This window comes from Acidibrevibacterium fodinaquatile, from assembly GCF_003352165.1.
In the GTDB taxonomy this organism is placed as follows: Bacteria; Pseudomonadota; Alphaproteobacteria; order Acetobacterales; family Acetobacteraceae; genus Acidibrevibacterium; species Acidibrevibacterium fodinaquatile.
The window spans coordinates 712,878-732,222 of record NZ_CP029176.1; the positions used below are offsets into that span (position 1 = coordinate 712,878).

General features: G+C 67.9%; 19 protein-coding genes and 1 other RNA gene. 6 read left to right on the top strand and 14 right to left on the bottom strand.

From position 1 onward, the window contains the following. Positions 1-44: 44 nt before the first annotated feature. The 8 genes from ftsY to DEF76_RS03515 form a co-directional block, all read right to left on the bottom strand. Positions 45-962, bottom strand: coding sequence for a signal recognition particle-docking protein FtsY (gene ftsY, locus DEF76_RS03480; protein WP_114911128.1), 918 nt, complete (start codon positions 960-962; stop codon positions 45-47). Then, the gene (gene mtaB / locus DEF76_RS03485) at positions 962-2,191 is read right to left on the bottom strand and encodes a tRNA (N(6)-L-threonylcarbamoyladenosine(37)-C(2))-methylthiotransferase MtaB (protein WP_114911129.1); all 1,230 of its coding nucleotides are present in this window, start codon (positions 2,189-2,191) and stop codon (positions 962-964) included. The genes ftsY and mtaB overlap by 1 nt, the downstream gene beginning before the upstream one ends. Beyond that, on the bottom strand, positions 2,188-3,012 hold the full coding sequence (gene dapF / locus DEF76_RS03490) for a diaminopimelate epimerase (RefSeq protein ID WP_114911130.1): 825 nt from the start codon (positions 3,010-3,012) through the stop codon (positions 2,188-2,190). Before dapF ends, mtaB begins: the two co-directional genes overlap by 4 nt. Before the next feature lie 66 nt (positions 3,013-3,078). Further along, positions 3,079-5,019 carry a phosphoenolpyruvate--protein phosphotransferase gene (ptsP, locus tag DEF76_RS03495; RefSeq protein WP_114911131.1) on the bottom strand — a complete coding sequence of 647 codons (1,941 nt, stop codon included), beginning with the start codon at positions 5,017-5,019 and terminating at the stop codon, positions 3,079-3,081. Continuing rightward, positions 5,006-5,359 carry an HPr family phosphocarrier protein gene (locus tag DEF76_RS03500; RefSeq protein ID WP_114911132.1) on the bottom strand — a complete coding sequence of 118 codons (354 nt, stop codon included), beginning with the start codon at positions 5,357-5,359 and terminating at the stop codon, positions 5,006-5,008. Before DEF76_RS03500 ends, ptsP begins: the two co-directional genes overlap by 14 nt. Further along, positions 5,343-5,822, bottom strand: coding sequence for a PTS sugar transporter subunit IIA (locus tag DEF76_RS03505; RefSeq protein ID WP_114911133.1), 480 nt, complete (start codon positions 5,820-5,822; stop codon positions 5,343-5,345). The genes DEF76_RS03500 and DEF76_RS03505 overlap by 17 nt, the downstream gene beginning before the upstream one ends. Before the next feature lie 6 nt (positions 5,823-5,828). Then, on the bottom strand, positions 5,829-6,839 hold the full coding sequence (gene rapZ, locus DEF76_RS03510; protein WP_114911134.1) for an RNase adapter RapZ: 1,011 nt from the start codon (positions 6,837-6,839) through the stop codon (positions 5,829-5,831). Then, the gene (locus DEF76_RS03515; protein ID WP_114911135.1) at positions 6,836-7,291 is read right to left on the bottom strand and encodes an HPr kinase/phosphorylase; all 456 of its coding nucleotides are present in this window, start codon (positions 7,289-7,291) and stop codon (positions 6,836-6,838) included. The genes rapZ and DEF76_RS03515 overlap by 4 nt, the downstream gene beginning before the upstream one ends. A 106-nt stretch (positions 7,292-7,397) precedes the next feature. On the opposite strand from DEF76_RS03515, the gene DEF76_RS03520 reads away from it, so the two are divergent. The 6 genes from DEF76_RS03520 to rnpB all read left to right on the top strand — a co-directional run bounded on the left by DEF76_RS03520 (position 7,398) and on the right by rnpB (position 13,478). Next, positions 7,398-8,204 (top strand): enoyl-CoA hydratase-related protein, encoded by an 807-nt coding sequence (locus tag DEF76_RS03520; protein WP_162800464.1) that lies wholly within the window; start codon positions 7,398-7,400, stop codon positions 8,202-8,204. A 117-nt stretch (positions 8,205-8,321) separates the two neighbouring features. Beyond that, complete coding sequence (gene acs, locus DEF76_RS03525) at positions 8,322-10,250, top strand: acetate--CoA ligase (protein WP_114911137.1); 1,929 nt, start codon at positions 8,322-8,324, stop codon at positions 10,248-10,250. Continuing rightward, on the top strand, positions 10,234-10,755 hold the full coding sequence (locus tag DEF76_RS19640) for a PRC-barrel domain-containing protein (protein WP_205216097.1): 522 nt from the start codon (positions 10,234-10,236) through the stop codon (positions 10,753-10,755). The genes acs and DEF76_RS19640 overlap by 17 nt, the downstream gene beginning before the upstream one ends. Next, positions 10,752-11,975 carry an MFS transporter gene (locus DEF76_RS03535; protein WP_240319098.1) on the top strand — a complete coding sequence of 408 codons (1,224 nt, stop codon included), beginning with the start codon at positions 10,752-10,754 and terminating at the stop codon, positions 11,973-11,975. The genes DEF76_RS19640 and DEF76_RS03535 overlap by 4 nt, the downstream gene beginning before the upstream one ends. A 110-nt stretch (positions 11,976-12,085) precedes the next feature. Further along, on the top strand, positions 12,086-13,015 hold the full coding sequence (locus DEF76_RS03540) for a BKACE family enzyme (RefSeq protein WP_114911139.1): 930 nt from the start codon (positions 12,086-12,088) through the stop codon (positions 13,013-13,015). A gap of 69 nt (positions 13,016-13,084) precedes the next feature. Beyond that, positions 13,085-13,478, top strand: an RNA gene (gene rnpB / locus DEF76_RS03545) — RNase P RNA component class A. A gap of 111 nt (positions 13,479-13,589) precedes the next feature. Here the strand turns inward: rnpB and DEF76_RS03550 are convergent. From DEF76_RS03550 to DEF76_RS03575, 6 genes are all read right to left on the bottom strand, one after another. Next, the gene (locus tag DEF76_RS03550) at positions 13,590-15,140 is read right to left on the bottom strand and encodes a glycosyltransferase family 39 protein (RefSeq protein ID WP_114911140.1); all 1,551 of its coding nucleotides are present in this window, start codon (positions 15,138-15,140) and stop codon (positions 13,590-13,592) included. A gap of 84 nt (positions 15,141-15,224) precedes the next feature. After that, a complete protein-coding gene (locus DEF76_RS03555; RefSeq protein WP_114911141.1) occupies positions 15,225-15,545 on the bottom strand; it encodes a DUF190 domain-containing protein in 321 nt (106 codons plus the stop codon). 10 nt (positions 15,546-15,555) lie between these two features. Beyond that, the gene (gene crcB, locus DEF76_RS03560) at positions 15,556-15,942 is read right to left on the bottom strand and encodes a fluoride efflux transporter CrcB (RefSeq protein WP_114911142.1); all 387 of its coding nucleotides are present in this window, start codon (positions 15,940-15,942) and stop codon (positions 15,556-15,558) included. 39 nt (positions 15,943-15,981) lie between these two features. Beyond that, the gene (locus DEF76_RS03565) at positions 15,982-16,257 is read right to left on the bottom strand and encodes a metal-sensitive transcriptional regulator (protein WP_114911143.1); all 276 of its coding nucleotides are present in this window, start codon (positions 16,255-16,257) and stop codon (positions 15,982-15,984) included. A 123-nt stretch (positions 16,258-16,380) separates the two neighbouring features. Continuing rightward, positions 16,381-17,592: an acyl-CoA dehydrogenase gene (locus DEF76_RS03570; RefSeq protein ID WP_114911144.1), complete on the bottom strand. Its 1,212-nt coding sequence runs from the start codon at positions 17,590-17,592 to the stop codon at positions 16,381-16,383. Continuing rightward, on the bottom strand, positions 17,589-19,220 hold the full coding sequence (locus DEF76_RS03575; protein WP_240319099.1) for a DEAD/DEAH box helicase: 1,632 nt from the start codon (positions 19,218-19,220) through the stop codon (positions 17,589-17,591). Before DEF76_RS03575 ends, DEF76_RS03570 begins: the two co-directional genes overlap by 4 nt. Positions 19,221-19,345 lie beyond the last annotated feature (125 nt).

Sequence of the window (19,345 nt, forward strand, 5' to 3'; positions counted from 1 at the left end):
CCCGAGGCGAAGGCGCGCGGGAAGGGGAAAAAATCCCAATCGCCTCAAAGACCCACCAGCCCGGCGGCGAAAGCCTGGGCATCGAAGGGGCGGAGATCGCCCGCCTGCTCGCCGACGCCGACCGCAAACACCGGCAAGCCGAAATTTTCGGCGAGCGCAACGACGACGCCGCCGCGCGCGCTGCCATCGAGCTTGGTGACGATCAGGCCGCTGACATCGACCATCTCCTTGAACACCCGCACCTGTTCGATGGCGTTCTGGCCGGTGGTGGCGTCAAGCACCAGCACCACGGCGTGCGGCGCGGTTTCGTCCTGCTTGCGCAAAACCCGAATGATCTTGCGCAATTCCTCCATCAGCGCCGATTTATTATGCAGCCGCCCGGCGGTATCGATCAGCAAGACGTCGCTGCCCTCGCGCTGCGCCCGGGTCAGGGCATCGAAGGCAAGACCGGCGGCATCGGCGTTCGCTGATCCCGCGATCACCGGCGCGCCGGTGCGTTCGCCCCAGATCTGCAACTGCTCGACGGCGGCGGCGCGGAATGTGTCGCCCGCGACCAGCATCGGCCGCAAGCCGCTCTCGCGCCAACTGAGCGCCAATTTGCCGATCGTCGTCGTCTTGCCGGTGCCGTTGACGCCGACCACCAGCACGACATAGGGGCGATGCTTGGGATCAGGCGCGAGCGGGCGCGCGATCGGGGCGAGGATGGCGGCGATTTCCTCCGCCAGCGCCGCTTTGATCTCGGCCTCGGTGATGTCTTTGCCGAAGCGGGTGCGGCGGAAGGCGGCGATCACCCGGCGCGCCGCTTGCGGCCCGAGGTCGGCTGCGATCAGCAAATCCTCGAGTTCGGCCAGCGCCTCGTCATCGAGCTTGCGCCGCGTCAGCACCCCGGCGAGGCCACCGGTGAGTTTTTGCGTGCTGCGCGCCAGGCCCTCCTTGAGGCGCGAGAAAAAACCGAGCGCCATCAGAGCGCCTCGGCCAGGAGATGATCGGCGCCGGCCCCGGTGATCCGCGCCGTGAGCGTGATCCGTGGCGCGGCCGGGCGATTGAGGCGGACGCGGGCGAAATGCTCGGACAGACCTTCGGTTGCGGTTTCCATCAAAACCCGCGCCGCGGTGCCGGTTTGGGCGGCGAGAAACTGCGCGAGCGCTGCCTCACCCGCGGCGCGGAGCCGCGCTGCGCGTTCGCGCCGGAGCGGCTTTGGCACCATCGGCATGCGCGATGCCGGCGTGCCGGCGCGGGCGCTATAGGGAAAAACATGGAGGAACGGGATCGCCATCGCCTCGACGAAGGCCAGGGTTTCGGCGAACAGGGCCTCGTCCTCGGTCGGAAAGCCGGCGATGAGATCGGCGCCGATCGCAATCCCGGGGCGGAGCGCGCGCGCGCGCGCGATCACCGCTTCGGCCCCGGCGCGCGAGTGGCGGCGCTTCATGCGTTTTAGGATCAGATCGCTCGCCGCTTGCAGCGAGAGATGGAGATGCGGCATCAGCCGCGGCTCCTCGGCGAGGAGGCGCCAGAGATCGTCATCGATCGCCGCCGGATCGAGCGAGGAAAGCCGCAGCCGCGGCAATTCCGGCACCAGCGCGAGCAGCCGGCGCACCGCTTGGCCGAGGCTGGGCCGGCCCGGCAGATCGCCGCCGAAGCTCGCGAGATCGACCCCGGTCAAGACGATTTCCTGAAACCCCGCCGCGACCTGCGCCCGCGCCTGCGCGACCAGGTCGCCGAGGGCCACACTCCGGCTCGGCCCGCGGCCAAACGGGATGATGCAAAACGTGCAGCGGTGATCGCAGCCTTGCTGCATCTGGAGGAAAGCGCGGGTGCGGCCGGCGAAATCGGTGATGAGGTGCGCCGCCGTCTCGCGCGCCGCCATGATGTCCGAGACCGCGCTCGGCGCCGCCTCGGCGAAGCTCTCCGGGCGCAGCTTTTCGAGATTGCCGAGCACCCGGGTCACGCCCGGCAGGGCAGACCAGGCGGCGGGATCGGTCTGCACCGCGCAGCCGGTGACGATGATGCGTGCGGCGGGCCGGGTGCGCGCGAGGCGCCGGATCGCTTGCCGCGCCTGGCGCTCGGCCTCGGCGGTGACGGCGCAGGTATTGACGATGACGGTGTTTTCCAGCGCAGCACTATGGCCGCGCATCACCTCGCTCTCATAGGCATTGAGGCGACAGCCGAAGGTGACGATGTCTGCGCTCATGCGGCGGCGAGATCGATCGTGCCGTGGAAGGCGATGGCGGCGGGGCCGGTCATCAGCACGTGATCGTCGTCTTCGCGCCAGGTGATCTCGATCTCGCCGCCATCGAGGAGAAGTGTCGCGCGCCGCCCCGCCAACCCCCGGCGATGGGCGTTGACCAAAGCGGCGCAGGCGCCCGAGCCGCAGGCGAGCGTGCGCCCGGCGCCACGCTCCCAAACGATCAGGCGCAGGCGATCGGGCGCCAGGATCTCGGCAAAGCCGATATTGGCGCGCTCGGGAAACAGCGGATCATGCTCCAGCCTCGGGCCGAGTTCGGCGATCGGGAGATGTTCCACCGCCGGCGCGAAAAACGTTGCGTGCGGGTTGCCCATGCTGCACGCGGCGGGATCGGCGAGCGGCGCGCGCGCCAGCGGCAGATGCAAGGTATCGAGCGGGCGGGCGAGCGGGATTTGGTCCCATGCCAGCGCCGGCCGACCCATATCGACGGTGATCCGGCCATCGGCCTCGCGCCGGGTCGGGAGATCGCCGGCACGTGTGCGGATCAGCGGCGCCGGATTGCCGGTTTCGCGAAACAGGAGTTCCGCGACGCAGCGGGTCGCGTTGCCACAGGCGCCGGCCTCACTGCCATCGGCATTGAGGATGCGCATGAAGAGATCGGCGCCCGCGGCGCGATCGAGCAAGATGATCTGGTCGCAGCCAACGCCGCGATGGCGGTCGGCGATCCGCCGCGCCTCGCCCGGGCCAAGGGCGCAATCCTGGTCACGCCGGTCGATGACGACGAAATCATTCCCAAGCCCGTGCATTTTGAGGAAAGGCGTCTGCATCCCGGCTATATAGGCCGCGTCGCGCCAGGGCGGAAGGCAGGCGCGAGACAATGGCGGCGATGCTGCTCATTCGTTGGCCTCGGCGAATTCCGAGAGCAATTCGTCGATCAGCGAGGAATCGTTTTGCTCCATCACCCGCCGCGCGAAGCGGGCGCAGGCCTCAGCACTCACCGCCCGCACCGCCTGCTTGACGCGCGGCACCGCGCTCGAATTCATGCTGAAGCTGCGCAGACCAAGGCCGAGCAAAAGCGGCGTGAATTTCGGGTTCGCCGCCAGCTCGCCACAGACCGAGACCGGCCTGCGGAGCAATAAGGCCGCCTCGATCGCGAATTGCATCAGCCGCAGCACCGCCGGGTGCAGCGGATCATAGAGCGGCGCGACGATCGCCTCGCCGCGATCGACGGCGAGGGTGTACATGGTGAGGTCATTGCTGCCGATCGCGAAGAAATCCGCCTCCAGCGCCAGCGCGTCCGCCGACAGCGCCGCCGCCGGGGTCTCGATCATGATGCCGAACGGCGGCAACGGCTCGGGCAGCCGCTCGCCGCGCCGGCGCAAACGCCGCACCACGCGCTCGAACACCTCGCGGGCGGCGCGAAGCTCGGCGATCGTCGTCACCATCGGCAAAAGAATCCGCACCGGCCCGGCCGTGGCGGCGCGCAGGATGGCGGCGAGCTGGGTTTCAAACAGGTCCGGCTGGCGCAGCAAAAGCCTGAGCCCACGCACCGAGAGCGCCGGGTTCTCGGGCGGCAGATCGGGCACCAGCCCCTCGGCGATCAGCGCGTCGATCTCCTTCTCGCCGCTCCAGTCGAGCACCCGGATGGTCACCGGATCCCCGCCCATCGCCTCGATGATGCCGCGATAGATCTCGGCTTGCTGGTCTTCGTTGGGCATGCGCTCGCGGTTCATGAACAGGAATTCCGAGCGCAAAAGCCCGATCCCGGCGGCGCCGGCCTGGGCGATCAGCGGCAATTCGGCGGGGAGTTCGAGATTGGCCTGGAGTTCCACCACTTGGTGATCGGTGGTGATGGCCGGCAGCCGCTTGAGCCGCGCCCATTGCTGGCGCTGGCGGGCAAAGCCGGTGACGGCGCGGCGCGCCTCGGCCAGCGTCGCCGGGGTCGGGTCGAGGATCACCTCGCCCTTGCCGCCATCGACGATCGCGAGCGTGCCCGGCGGCGCTGCTGCGGTCAGATCGGCAACGCCGAGCACCGCCGGCACGCCGAGCGCCCGCAGCATGATCGCGGTGTGGCCATCCGAGCCGCCTTCGTCGGCCGCAACGCCGGCGAGACGCGCGGGATCGAGCAGCGCGACATCGGCGGGGCGGAGATATTCGCACACCAAGATCGCGCCCGCCGGCAAGGCGGCGAAACTGCGAAACGGCTGGCGGGTGAGATTGCGGATCAGGCGACGGCTGATCTCGCGCACCTCGTCGGCGTGGCGGCGCGCGCTCGCGCGCTGCTCGCTCCCTTCGCTGCCCGCCTCGGCCATCGCCATGATCGCCGCCACCATCGCCTCACCAGTGTCGTGCACCGCGGTCTCGGCCGCGACCAGCCCCTCCTCGATACGCTGGCGCATCGTTCTGGTCAGCCGCGAGGGGCCGAGCATCTGGAGATAGGCATCGATCAGCGGCGCGATTTCCGCCTGGCTCTCCTCGGGCAGCATGTCGAGGCGGGCGCGGAGTTTGACCAGCTGCTTCTTCGATTGCGTGATCGCGGCGTCCAGCCGGCTGCGCTCGGCCTCGATGTCGGCGGCCTGGATCCGCCGCCGTGCCGGCTCGATTTCCGGCTCGACGGCGCCGAAGACCGGGCCGATCGCGACCCCTTCGGTAATGGCGATGCCGCGGAGCCGCCGCTCGGTGGGGGCGGTCTTGGCGCCCGCCGCTTTGCTCGCGCGCGGATTGGGCCGGCGCTTGGCTTTGGCCGGCGGCGCGGATGGCGGCGCAGGGGAACGGCCGGCGCCGGCGCTTGGCTTGGCGGGCGGGGGCGCGGAAGGGGGGTCAGTCCTGCTCATCAAATCCGGCTTCGATCAGGGCGGCCAAAGCGTCAAGCGCTTCTTTGGCGTCCCACCCCTCAGCGCGCAACTCGAGCGACGCGCCAATCCCGGCGCCGAGCATCATCAGCCCCATGATCGAGCGCGCCGACACCGCCTGGTCGTTCTTCACGACCTCGACCGAGGCGCCGAAACGTTCGGCGAGGGTGACGAAGCGGGCGGCGGCGCGGGCATGGAGGCCGCGACGGTTGCGGATCGTGACGCTGCGGGCCAGCACCGGCGCCCCCGACGGCGTCTCATTCTTGCCGTCGCGCGCCGCGTCCTCGCGCGCGGGATCGGGGTCGTCAGCCGATATGGTCATTGCCGTTGAGCGAGGCCGTGCCATGGCCATTGGGCGCGGCTGGTGCTGCCGGCGCCGGCACGGCGGCGGCCAGCGCGCTATGCGGCGCGGCCGTGATATATTTTCGGCCGGCTTCCTGGGCGCCGGCGACCAGCTCGGCGAGCGGCTTTTGGTCGCGGAATTGCGCGAGTTTCACCAGCATCGGCAGATTCATGCCGGAAAGCACCTCGAGATGCTGGCGGTCGAGCATCGAGAGGGCGAGGTTGCAGGGCGTCGAGCCGAACATGTCGGTCAGCATGACGACGCCGTCGCCCTGATCGACGCTTTCGATCGCGTGCCGGATATCGCCGCGACAATGCTCCATGTCATCGTCGGGGCCGATACAGATGGTCGCGACGTTTTTCTGCGGCCCGACCACGTGCTCCATGGCGGCGCGAAACTCCTCGGCCAGACGGCCATGCGTGACCAGCACCAAGCCGATCATAACACTCTACCCATGATCGCGTTCAGGCCTCCTGCGCCTGGAAAAATCGGCCCGTCCGGCCTTGCCGGCCGGGGGTCGGGTGGTCTGGCCATCATTGGTTTCGCTTCGCACCAACTCCCGGTGCGTGCGGGTGACGCGCCAACCCTGTTCACCAAGATAGGCGGCAAGTCTCTCGATTAGATGAACCGAGCGGTGCCGTCCACCCGTGCACCCGACGGCGATGGTCGCATACTTCTTTCCTTCCGCGACGAAGCGGGGCAACAGCAGCGCGAGCATCGCGTTCACCTGTTGCAGGAATGTGGCATGGTCGGGGTCCGCTTCAATATAGGCCCTGACTGCCGGGTCGAGCCCGGTGAGCGGGCGTAACGCCGGGTCGTAATGCGGATTGCGGAGAAACCGGGCATCGAACACGAGATCGGCCTCGCGCGGCAGGCCGGCGGGATAGGCAAATGAAATCAGCGAAATCACCAGCCCGCGCTCGCCCTCTATGCCTGCGCCGAAACGTTCCTCGATCAAAGCGCGGAGGGCGCCGGGCGGGAGATCGCTGGTATCGATCAGCAAATCGGCGCGGGCGCGCAACGGCGCGAGAAGCGCGGTTTCGGCGGCGATGCCGTCGCTGACCCGGCCTTGCGGGGCAAGCGGATGGCGCCGGCGGGTTTCGGTATAGCGGCGGAGCAGGACGGCTTCCTCGGCGGTCGCGAACACCAACTCGACCCGCAGGGCAGGGTTGCGCTGGAGGGTTGCCAGCGTGCGCAGAACCGACGCCGCGCGAAAGCCGCTGGTGCGGGCATGGACGCCGATGGCGAGCGGGCGTTCGCCGCGCGCCACCAGATCGGCGAGCATCGAAAGCGGCGGATTATCCACCACCTCGTAGCCGAGATCCTCAAGCGTGTGCAGGATCGAGGATTTGCCCGCCCCGGAGAGGCCGCTGACCAGCACCACCCGGCGCGGCGCGGGCCGATCGCCGGCGGCGGGCGAGGCGAGCGGCGGCGAGGGGGCAGCGGCGGGCGGGCTCATGGCGGCGCGGCGCCTTGTACGGCGGCGGCGAAGGCACCGGCGACGAACCCCACCCGCGCGCACGCGGCCGCGAGCGCGAGGGCGACACGCTGTGCCGCCGAGGCGGCGCGCGCATCCAGCGTGATCCGCGGCAGGGCGAAACGGGGATCAACGGCCGGCGCCGGCAAGCGCTCGGGCACGCCGAGTTCGACGACCAGCGCGAGCGGCGCCTCCGGCGTGTGGGCAAGCTGGGCGATGCCGAGACCACGGATTTCGATCAGCCCGGCCAATTCCGCCGGCGCGCGCGCGATCCCGGCGGCGATGTCCACCCGGTCATCGGCGACGAGTGCGAAGCCGCGGTCGATGAGGCGCAAGGCGAGGTCGGATTTGCCGGCGCCGCTCGGCCCAAGGAGCAGCACGCCGGCGCCATCCCGCGCCACACAACTGCCATGAATTTGTCCGACGAAGGCCATAGCCAAACAGTTTGGCGCTTTTTCGCGGCCGCGTGAAGCGACTTGCCGTTGCAGGCCGCGCCAGGCTATTTTCTTCCCAAGCGAAAAGGGGGTTGGGATTATGACCATGGCGCCGCCCGAGCTTGTGGCCCCCGTGCTGTTGGCGATCGACCCGCGTGGCGTCGCGACGGTGACGTTGAACCGCCCTGAACGCGGCAATGCCTATGACGAGGCTCTGCTCGCCGCGTTGATCGACGGGCTCGCCTCGCTCGCCGCCCGTCCCGATCTGCGCGCGGTGGTGATCCGCGGCGCTGGCAAACATTTTCAGGCCGGCGCCGATATCGACTGGCTGGCCCGCGCCAGCGCCTATCCGCCCGAACAGGCTTTCGCCGCCTCGATGGCGACGACGCGGGCGATGCAGATGTTGAACGAATTTCCTCACCCGACGCTGGCGGTGGTGCATGGCGCCTGTTTCGGCGGCGGCTGCGGCCTGGTCTGCTGCGTCGATGTCGCCTTGGCGACGGAAGCGGCGGTGTTTGGCTTGACCGAGGTCAGGGTCGGCGTCGCGCCGAGCCCGATCTCGACCCACATGGTCCACGCGATGGGGCTTCGCCACACCAGGCGCTATGCCCTGACCGGCGAGCGCTTCGACGCCGCGGAAGCGCTTCGCATCGGCCTCGTCCACGAAATCGTCGCGGACGCGGCGCTGGACGCGCGCGTCGAGACCATTCTGGACGCTATTCTGCTCGGCGCGCCGGGGGCGATCACCGCGACCAAACGCTCCTTCCTCGGCGCCAATGGCCTTACCCTCGATGCCCGCGCGATGGCGCTGCTTGCCCATGAAAGCTGGATGCAGCGCAATTCCGCCGAGGGGCGCGAAGGCACGGCGGCGTTTCGCGCCCGCCGCAAACCAGCTTGGTATCCCGGCGCATAGCGGCAGAGCCAAAGCAGCCGCCGCAAAACCGAGCGCGACCTCTTAACATCGCCCCGCGAGACGTGCAGAATTGCCCGGAAGGGTCCGGTCTCCGGCCCAGGACGGGAGAAACACGCAATGTCCGAAACCATCCCGGTGAAACCGGAAATCGCCCGCGCGGCACATCTCGACAGAGACGGCTATCGCGCCCATTACGCGCGCGCGGGCGCCGATCCCGATGCCTATTGGGCCGAGGAGGCGCGGCGGATCGCCTGGATCAAACCGCCGAGCAAGATCAAGAACACGCGGTTTACCGGCGATGTTGCCATCCGTTGGTTCGAGGACGGCGTGCTCAACGCCTCCGCCTGCTGCCTCGATGCCCATCTCGCGACCCGCGGCGACCAGACCGCGATCATTTGGGAGGGCGACGATCCCGCGCAATCACGCCGCATCACCTATCGCGCCTTGCATGAAGAGGTCTGCCGCCTCGCCAACGTGCTGAAAGGGTTCGGGGTCAAGAAGGGCGACCGGGTCACGATCTATCTGCCGATGGTGATCGAGGCGGCCGTCGCGATGCTCGCCTGCGCGCGCATCGGCGCCATCCATTCGGTCGTCTTCGGCGGATTTTCGCCCGATAGCCTCGCCGGGCGCATCCAGGATTGCGCCTCGCGGGTTCTCATCACCGCCGATGAGGGGCGGCGCGGCGGGCGGCGCGTCGCGCTCAAGGCCCATGCCGATGCGGCGCTGAAAGCCTGCCCCGGCGTTGAGTGCGTCATCGTCGTTCCGGTCACCGGCGCTGCGGTGCCGATGGCGGCGGGACGCGACCACGCGTATCGCGATCTGCTCGCCAAGGCCTCGCCAGACTGCCCGCCCGAGCCGATGGCGGCGGAGGATCCGCTTTTCATCCTTTATACCTCGGGCAGCACCGGGCGGCCGAAAGGCGTGCTCCACACCACCGGCGGCTATATGGTGTGGGCGGCCTACACCCATGACCTGGTGTTCGATTATCGCCCCGGCGAAATCTATTGGTGCACCGCCGATATCGGCTGGGTGACCGGCCACACCTATATCGTCTATGGCCCGCTCGCCAATGGCGCGGTGACGCTGATGTTCGAGGGGGTGCCGAGCTATCCCGATGCCGGGCGGTTCTGGCAGATCGTCGACAAGCATCAGGTCAATATTTTCTACACCGCGCCGACCGCGATCCGCGCCCTGATGCGCGAGGGGGAAGCGCCGGTGCGGCGGGCTCAGCGCACCAGTTTGCGCATCCTCGGTAGCGTCGGCGAGCCGATCAACCCCGAGGCCTGGCTTTGGTATTACCGCGTCGTCGGCGAGGAACGCTGCCCGATCGTTGATACTTGGTGGCAGACCGAGACCGGCGGCATCCTGATCAGCCCGCTGCCCGGGGCGACGCCGCTCAAGCCGGGCTCGGCAACGCTGCCGCTGCCGGGTGTCAGGCCGGTTCTGGTCAATAGCGCGGGGCAGGTGTTGGAGGGCGCGGCGGAGGGCAATCTCTGCCTTGCCGACAGTTGGCCCGGCCAGATGCGCACCGTCTATGGCGACCATGAACGCTTCGTGCAAACCTATTTCAGCACCTATCCCGGCTATTATTTCACCGGCGACGGGGCGCGGCGCGACGCCGACGGGTATTACTGGATCACCGGCCGTGTCGATGACGTGATCAACGTCTCCGGCCATCGCATGGGCACCGCCGAAGTCGAAAGCGCGCTCGTCGCGCATGCCCATGTCGCGGAAGCGGCCGTGGTCGGTTTTCCGCATGACATCAAGGGGCAGGGGATCTACGCCTATGTCACGCTGAAGGTCGGGGTCGAGCCGAGCGAGGCGTTGCGGCGGGAGTTGATTGCCTGGGTGCGCCAGGAAATCGGCCCGATCGCGGCACCCGATGTGATCCAATGGGCGCCGGCCCTGCCCAAGACGCGGAGCGGCAAGATCATGCGCCGGATTTTGCGCAAGATCGCCGCGAACGAGGTGGACGCGCTCGGCGATACCTCGACCCTGGCGGATCCGGCGGTGGTCGAGGATTTGGTGCGTGATCGACCGGTCTGAGCGCGCACGCCGGGCGCTCGTCCTGTTCGCCGCGGCGTGGCTGGTCGGCGCCCAGACTCAGGCGCCATCATCCCCCCCGCCAACGTCCCCGGCGCCAACGTCTCCGGCGCCGACCCCCGCCGCGCCAACGCCCGATCATGGGGCGGCCATCCATCACCTTGCGCCCGGCGAGGCCGCCGGGGTCATCGGCGCCGAGGTGGTGAGTGCCAAGGGCGAGACGATGGGCCGGATCGTCGATGTCGTCGTCGATCAGGCCGGCCACCCGCGCGCGGCGGTGATCGATTTCGGCGGCTTTATCGGCATCGGCAACCGCAAAATCGCCGTCGATTGGAAAAGCCTGCATTTTTCCGCCGGCAAGCCCGACAGCCCGGTGATGTGTGACTTAACGCCGGACCAGATCAAGGCGACGCCGGAATACCACGAAAACCCGGACAAGCCGGCCTCGGTCGCGGCGCCGAGCCAACCCCCGCAAGCCGCCCCGACTGTCAAACCGCCGCCTTCGTGACCCATCGCGAGATGGCAGCGGCGCGCCCGTTTTCCCGCCATGGGGCCGCAGCACGCGGGCGCGCGCTCGATCTGATCAATTTTCTCCAAGCGGCGGTGCAATCCGGCTTCGGCCCTTTCATCTCGGTCTATCTCACCGCCGCGCATTGGACGCAGAAGGATATCGGGTTCGCGCTTTCGGTCGGCACCATCGCGCTGATGGCAAGCCAGGTGCCGGCGGGGGCGCTGATCGATGCCATGCGCAGCCGGCGCTTTGCGCTGGCGCTGGCGACGGTCGGGCTGTTGCTGGGGGCGGCGATGATGGCGGTTGCGCCGACATTGCCGATGGTTTTGGCCTCGCAGATCCTGCACAGCTTCGCGACCAGCATGAGCGTGCCGGCGATCGCCGCGCTCAGCCTCGCCGTCGTCGGGCGGCGCGAGATCGGCGAGCGGATGGGGCGCAACGCCCGCTGGGGCTCGATCGGCAATGCGCTCGCGGCGGCGGCGATGGGCTGGATTGGCTACACCCTTTCCTATCGCGCGGTGTTCGTGCTTGCCGCCGTGCTTGCGGTGCCGGCGATTGCCGCCCTTCGTTTCTTGCCGCCGGCAACGCCACGCCATGAGCATCACGCCCATCGCGCCCAACGCCTGCCGCTTGGCGCGCTGTTCCGCCATCGCGGACTGATCGTGTATGCCGGCTGTGCGCTGTTTTTTCAGCTCGCCAATGCCGCCATGCTGCCCCTGGTTGCGGCCGAGATGACCAAGCGGAGCGGCACCAGGGCGACCCTGATCATCGCGGTCGCGATCGTCGTGCCGCAGGTTGTCGTCGCCGTATTTTCGCCGCTGATCGGGCGGCTGGCCGGCGTCACCGGGCGCAGGATTCTGTTGGTGGTCGGTTTTCTCGCCTTGCCGGCACGCGCCCTCGCGTTCGCCGTGACCGCGACGCCGGCCCTAGTCTTGGTCCTGCAAGTCTTGGATGGCGTGGCGGGCGCGGTGTTTGGCGTGCTGACGCCGCTGATTGCCGCCGATATCAGCGGCGATTCGGGGCGGTTCAACCTTGCGCTGGGGATCATCGGTCTTGCCGGCGGGATTGGCGCTGCGATCAGCACGACGTTGGCCGGGGTGATGAGCGACCAATGGGGCACGGCTTATGCGTTTTTCGGCCTTGCTGGCGCCGGCGCGGCGGCGACGCTGACGGCAGCCCTCGCCATGCCCGAAACCTCACCCAAGCCCACCAAATAAAAGTTTTTTGGTTCTTTTTTTCAAAAAAGAACATTCTTTCTTGCCTCTGGGCTTTCGAGCCCGACCGGGCCAGAATGAGCGCGACAATCTGCTGCGAAGGGAGAGGGTACATGTCGGGACGAAAGGTCATCATCACGTGCGCGGTTACCGGGGCGATCCACACGCCCTCGATGTCGCCGCATTTGCCGGTGACGCCGGACGAGATCGCGTCCGCCGCGATCGCCGCCGCCGAAGCCGGGGCCGCGATCGTTCATCTCCATGCCCGCGATCCCAAAACCGGCAAGCCTGACCAGAGCCCCGAAGCCTTCGCCGCTTTTTTGCCGCGGATCAAACAGGCGACCGATGCGGTGATCAATCTCACCAGCGGCGGCGCGCCCAACATGCTGATCAAGGAGCGCATCCAGCCCTCGTTGACTTTCAAGCCGGAGGTCGCCTCGCTCAACATGGGCTCGATGAATTTCGGGCTGTTTCCGATGCTCGAGCGGTTCAAGACGTTCAAGCATGACTGGGAGCGCCAGCATCTTGAGGGTTCGCGCGATCTGATCTTCCGCAACACCTTCGCCGATATCGAGTTCGCGCTCAAAAGCCTGTCCGAAAGCGGCACGCGATTCGAGTTCGAATGCTACGATGTCGGGCATCTCTATAATCTCGCGCATTTTCTCGACCGCAAGCTGGTGACGCCGCCTTTGTTCGTGCAAACCGTGTTCGGCATCTTGGGCGGCATCGGCCCGCACCCGGAAGACGTCATGCACATGAAGCGCACCGCCGACCGGCTGTTCGGCTCGCATTATCGCTGGTCGGTGCTCGGCGCCGGGCGCAACCAGTTGCCGATCGCGGCGATGGCGGCGGCGATGGGGGCGAATGTGCGTGTTGGGCTCGAGGATAGTCTCTGGATCGGGCCCGGCCAGCTCGCCGAAAGCAACGCCCAGCAGGTCAAACGGGCGCGCCAGATCCTCGAGGGGCTGGGTCTCGCGATCGCGACCCCGGCGGAAGCGCGGGAAATCCTCGCCCTCAAAGGCGGCGACAAAGTCGCTTTTTGAGGGGCGATGACGCGCGGCGCCCGGCGCCATGGATTGACGTTGGGGCGGCAACCGCGCACATCTCGCGGGCCAGACGGTCGGACGGCCGCCGGCGGTGACGCTGGAGGAAAGTCCGGGCTCCACGGGAATACGGTGCCGGCTAACGGCCGGCGGGGGCGACCCCAGGGAAAGTGCCACAGAAAGGAAACCGTCCGGCTTTGGCGTTCGCGCCCGCCGGACAAGGGTGAAAGGGTGCGGCAAGAGCGCACCGCGCCCGCGGCAACGCGGGTGGCAGGGTAAACCCCACCGGGAGCAAGACCGAATAGGGGCGGCCGGCGGCGGCGGCAACGCCGCATGCCAGGGGCATTCCCGCCCCGCTGCCCGGGTTGGTCGCACGAGGCGCAACGCGAGTTGCGTCCCAGAGGAATGGCCGTCCCGCGCCGCTCGGCGCGGACAGAACCCGGCTTATAGACCGTCTGGCGCTTTTATTTTTTCTCGACGCTAGAGCGCGATCGGTTTAAGTCGATCACGCTCTAGACCTATTTTGGCGAGCAAGTTGGCCGGTTTTGATTGAACAGGATGGTTCAGTCAAAACCTACCTTGCTCTAGGCGCGGCGTGATAGGATTTCCCGAGAAAGAGCGGGATCGCCGCCGCCGCCCGCCCGGCATGGCGCAGCACCAGCGGCGCGAGCGGGGTGATCGTTGCGAAATCTGCGCCGATCTGCGCTTCGATCCGCGCGAGATCCATCCCGGGCGCGACGATCAGCACATCCGTCCCGGCGGCGGCGGTGGTTGCGCCATTGATGCCATATTGCCTGGGGTCGGGGCCGAGACAAATCACCCGCGCAGCGCCCGCCAGGGCGTAATCGAGCTTGCCGGCATCCTGCCAGCGCAGCACCGCGATCACCGGCGGCGGCGGGCCGAGCAGGCGGCGTTGCGCGAGATCGTCGCGGAGCGAGGTCCAATCGACCGCTTGCAGATCGGGATCGGCGCCACGCTCGAGCGCGGGAAACACATGTGGCAGCCAGTCAAACCGCACCTCGCTCCCGACCAGCGTAAGCCCGATCAGCATCACACCGGCCGAGAGCGCAAGCCAGACCCTGACCCCGCGTTCGCCCGCCCGCAGGCGTCTCGCGACCGCGCGGCCGAGCAAGGGCAGCAAAAACAGGTAGCCCGGCGCCACCCAGTGGAACAAAACCTTCTGCCGTGCCCAAAGCGCGACCGCCGCGAACAGCAGGATCGGCGGCGCGGCGAGCGCAAGCAGCAGCCAGCCGCGCCATTCGCGCGGGCCGCGCCGCGCCGCGCCGGCGGCGCACACCAGCAAGGGGAGCCAAATCCAGGGCAGCAAAAACAGCGCCTCGCCGCCGAGCACCGTAAGCGGCGCCAGCGGATGCCAGACGCCGCCGAGCGCCCGCCCCCCCTGGAACGCGAATGACGCCCAGCCATGCGCCGCGTTCCAGAGCAGCACCGGGGAAAACACGAGGAGGGCGAGGGCGAGGGCGGCATAGACCGGCCAGCGCCGGAGCGCCGCCCGCCCCGGCGCGGTGGTTGCGAGAAAAAACGCCGCCCCCGTGAGGGTGAGCACGGCGGAATATTTGGCATCGAGCGCAAGGCCGGCGGCGGCGCCGCTCGCCAGCCACCAGCGGGCGCGGCCGTCCTCCCAGGCGCGCACCAAGGCAAGGGCTGCGGCGAGAAGAGCGGCATCGAGCGGACCATCAGGCAGCACCCAGCCGCCGCTGGCGACGCCGAATACCGGCGCGAGGTTGAACAGCACCGCCGTCCAGAACGCCGCCTCGGCGTCGAAAAGCCGGGTCGTGAGCCGGATCAGGAGCCAAGTCGAGACCGCGAACAGGAGAATGAACGGCAGGCGGAGCAAAACCGGGCTCGCGCCCGCGCCGAAGATCTGCTCGGTGCCCCAGGTCAGCCACCAGGCGAGCGGCGGATGATCGAAATAGCCGAGCCGCCATTGCCGCCCGGCGGCAACCATATAGCTTTCATCGACACCAAGCCCGAGCGCCCAGCCGAAGGCGAGGCGAAGCAAACATGTCACGAGAATGAGGAGAAGCGCGGCCGGCACGGGCGCCATCACGGCATGCAGAGGGCTGGCCCACACCTTGCGGCCAATCCCCACCTCGACACCACTCATGCCCTGTTTCCCAAAAGCTTCCCTAAACGGAACGAGGCATGCGCCAAGCCCCGCATCGGCGTCAAGGCCGCCGCGCCCCGGCTTTCATTGCCCGTGCCGGGTCGCCGGCCAGGAGATGATGTGGCCGGGCGGGACCAGCGGGGCCAAGCGGGCGATCGCCGTCGCGGCGGCATCGGGGTCTGCAAAAAACTCGATCACCTCGGGCAGATCGACGGTCAGACGCAGCAGGTCGGCGGCATGCACCTCGCCGCTGGCCCCGAACCCGGCAACGCCACGCAACACGATGGCGCCCGGCAATGTCAGCTCGTCATGCAGGATCGCGAGCATTTCCTTGAGCAGGGAATGCCGCTTGCCGTGGTCTTTTTCGCTGAGATAGACCCGTGTCACCCGCACCTCGTCGTCCATGGCATCGCTCCTACAGGTTTCTTGCGAGATAGGCACCGAGAAAGGCGCCGAGAAACCCAAGGCCGACCGAGAGCAGGATATAAAGCCCCATTCTCAGCATTTCGCCGCGTTCGACGAGTTGCAACGCCTCCATCTCGAAGGTCGAGAAGGTGGTGAAGCCGCCGAGGACGCCGGTGAGGATGCCGGTGCGCAATGCCGGGGCGATGGTGAGCCGCTCCAGGGTCGCGATGAACAGAAATCCCATGAGGAAACTGCCGATCAGATTGATGCTGAGCGTCGCATACGGGAAATCCGAGCCCCAGGCCCCCTGGATCAACACCGTCATCGCATAGCGCGCCCAGCAGCCGAACGTCCCGCCCACCGCGATCGCGACATAAGTCCATGGGAGTCCCGTCATGCTTCCTTTTCCAACGTCAACGTCACGGCATCGTGCGGGTCAGCGCGTCATGCGCCCAACGGTTGAGACCAGTTCCTCGACCTTGCGCCGCTGCTCCGCCACCCCACCGGAGGCGAAAGCATCGGCGACGCAGTGTTCGATGTGATCGAGCAGGATCTGTTCCTCGACCTTGTGCAGCGCCGCCCGCACGGCGGCGATCTGGGTCAGCACGTCGATGCAATAGCGGTCGCCCGCCACCATCCGCTGCAAGCCGCTGATCTGGCCGGCGATGCGGTTAAGGCGCGCCTGCACCCCGGCCTTGGTGTCATCATGCATGAATGCCCCCGAGTCTATACCGGTAATGGGTATCTTGACGCGCATATGAGAGCGGGGCGGAACGCCGGCAAGCCCGTGCCGGAGAAGATCCCGGCCTTTCAACACCCTCCCCGACGCCCCGCGTTATTCCGCCGCGCCGAAGGCCGAAAGGCCGGTCTGGGCGCGGCCGAGGATGAGGGCGTGGACGTCATGCGTGCCCTCATAGGTGTTGACCGCCTCGAGATTCATCACGTGGCGGATGACGTGGTATTCGTCGGCGACGCCGTTGCCGCCATGCATGTCGCGGGCGGCGCGCGCGATATCGAGCGCCTTGCCGCAGGAATTGCGCTTGCAGAGCGAGATCATCTCCGGCGCCGCGCGCCCCTCATCGAGCAGCCGGCCGAGCCGCAGCACAGCTTGCAGCGCGATGGTGATTTCGGTCTGCATGTCGGCGAGCTTTTTCTGGATCAATTGCGTCGCCGCCAGCGGCCGGCCGAACATCATCCGCCCGAGCGTGTAGTCGCGCGCCGCATGCCAGCAGAATTCGGCGGCGCCGAGCGCCCCCCAGCTAATCCCATAGCGGGCATTGTTGAGGCAGGAAAACGGCCCGCGCAGACCTTTGACGCCGGGGAGCTGATTTTCCGCCGGCACGAACACGTCCTGCATCATGATCATGCCGGTCATCGAGGCGCGCAGGCTGAATTTGCCCTCGATCTTGGGGGCGGAGAGCCCGGCCATGCCGCGCTCGAGCACGAAGCCGCGAATGTCACCGGCATCATCCTTGGCCCAGACCACGAAAACATCGGCGATCGGCGAATTGGTGATCCAGGTTTTCGACCCGTTCAGCACGAAACCGCCCTCGACCGCTTTCGCGCGCGTGCGCATCGCGGCCGGATCGGAGCCGGCATCGGGCTCGGTCAGGCCAAAGCAGCCGACTTTTTCGCCGGAACGGAGCCCGGGGAGGTATTTTTCCCGCAAGAATTCCGAGCCAAACGCGTGGATCGGATACATCACCAGCGAGGATTGCACCGAAAACGCGCTGCGATAGCCGGAATCGACGCGCTCCACCTCGCGCGCGATCAGCCCGTAGGAGACGTAATTGACGCCGGCGCAGCCATACCCCTCGAGCGTCGCGCCAAGAAAGCCCATCGCGCCCATTTCGTTCATGATCTCGCGATCGAAACGCTCCTGGCGGTTGGCCATCAGCACGCGCGGGAAAAGCTTTTCCTGGCAATAGTCGCGGGCGGCGTCGCGGATGGCGCGCTCATCCTCGCTGAGCTGGTCATCGAGCCGGAGCGCGTCATCCCATTGGAAGGCGGCGAACTTGCCTTTTTTGGCGACAGTGGTGACGTTCATGGCTCGGACTCTTCCTCGGTTGCTGGGATGGGCGCCGCGCTGGGGGGCGCTTTGCGCGTCGGCAGCAGCATGAAGGCGGGGATATCGGCGCCGAAGCCGCGCACCGAACCCCGCTCCTCGTCACCGCGCTCCCCCCTGGCCACGCGCCCGCCGCCCGGCCCCTGCGGCGGGCGGGCCGGACGATCGGCTGGCTTTTGCGGCCGCGCCGCGGTTGCGTGTTCCTCTTCGTGCCGCAGCGCCGGCGCTGCGGCGGGCAAAGTCTCGGTGGCTTTGCGCGCCGGGCGGCGTGGCGGCCGGCCGCCCGCTTGCGGGCTTGGCTTGCTTCCCGACGAACCGCCGCGCCGCCCCCGGCGCTTGCCGCCGGTCCCTTCCGCCCAAGCGACGGGATCGAGCCCTTCGACGGCGATGCGCGGGATCGGCGCGCCGGTCAGCTTCTCGATCGCCTCCACCATCGCCCGATCCTCGGGCTCGGCGATCATGAAGGCGCGGCCCTCGCGCCCGGCGCGGCCGGTGCGGCCGATGCGGTGGACATAATCCTCGGCATGCACCGGCACGTCGAAATTGAAGACATGCGAGAGCCCGCCGATATCGAGCCCGCGCGCGGCGACATCGCTGCACACCAAAAGCCGTATCTCGCCGGCTTTGAATTTCTCCAAGGTCGCAAAGCGCACCGACTGGGTCATATCGCCATGCAGCGCGCCGACGCTAAAGCCATGGCGCGCGAGCGAGCGATAGAGAATATCGACATCGCGCTTGCGGTTGCAGAAGATCAACGCGTTCTGCACATCCTCCTTGCGGATCAGCCGGCGCAGGGCCTCGCGCTTGTCATGCTCGGCGACGAGGGCGAGGCCAGTCGTGATGGTGGTCGCGACCGAGGCCGGCGGCGCGACGGTGATTTCCTTCGGGTTTTGCAAGAAGGCATCGGCGAGGCGGCGAATCTCGGGCGCCATGGTGGCGCTGAAGAACAAGGTCTGGCGATTGGCCGGCAGCATCGCGACGATGCGTTCGACATCGGGGATGAACCCCATATCGAGCATGCGGTCGGCCTCGTCGATCACCAAAAGCCGGGCATTGGTGAGCAGGACGCCGCCGCGCTCGAACATGTCGATGAGGCGGCCCGGGGTTGCGATCAGCACATCAACGCCGCGGTCGAGCGCCTCGCGCTGGTCGGTCATGCTCTCGCCGCCGATGATCAAGGCGTGGCTCAGCTTCAGATATTTGCCGTAAAGCACGAAATTTTCCGCGACCTGCAGGGCGAGTTCGCGGGTCGGCTCGAGGATCAGGCTGCGCGGCATGCGCGCGCGGGCGCGCGAGCCGGCGAGGATGTCGAGCATGGGGAGGGTGAAGCCGGCGGTTTTGCCGGTGCCGGTCTGGGCACAGCCGAGCACGTCGCGCCCCATCAGAACCGTTGGGATCGCCTGCGCCTGGATCGGCGTGGGCTGGGTGTAGCCCATTTCGGCGACCGCGCGCAGCACCGGCTCGGAGAGGCCGAGTTCGGCAAAGCCGGGCGCGGCGGGCGCGGGCTCGGCGGACGCAGGCGCGGGGGCGGTCGTGGTGGCGGGCGTTTCCTCGGACACGGCGGGGGTCGAGGTGGCGGCGGGCTCGGCGGAGTGTAGGATCTCGGACACCAGATACTTTCGGATAAAAGCGGCATCGCTCCATGCGGAGACGTGCCGGGGGCGACGGGCGCCTCGGCGATGCGGGTTCGTCTCACCTATTCGGGAAAACTTGCGTGAAGTCAAGGCCACCGCCG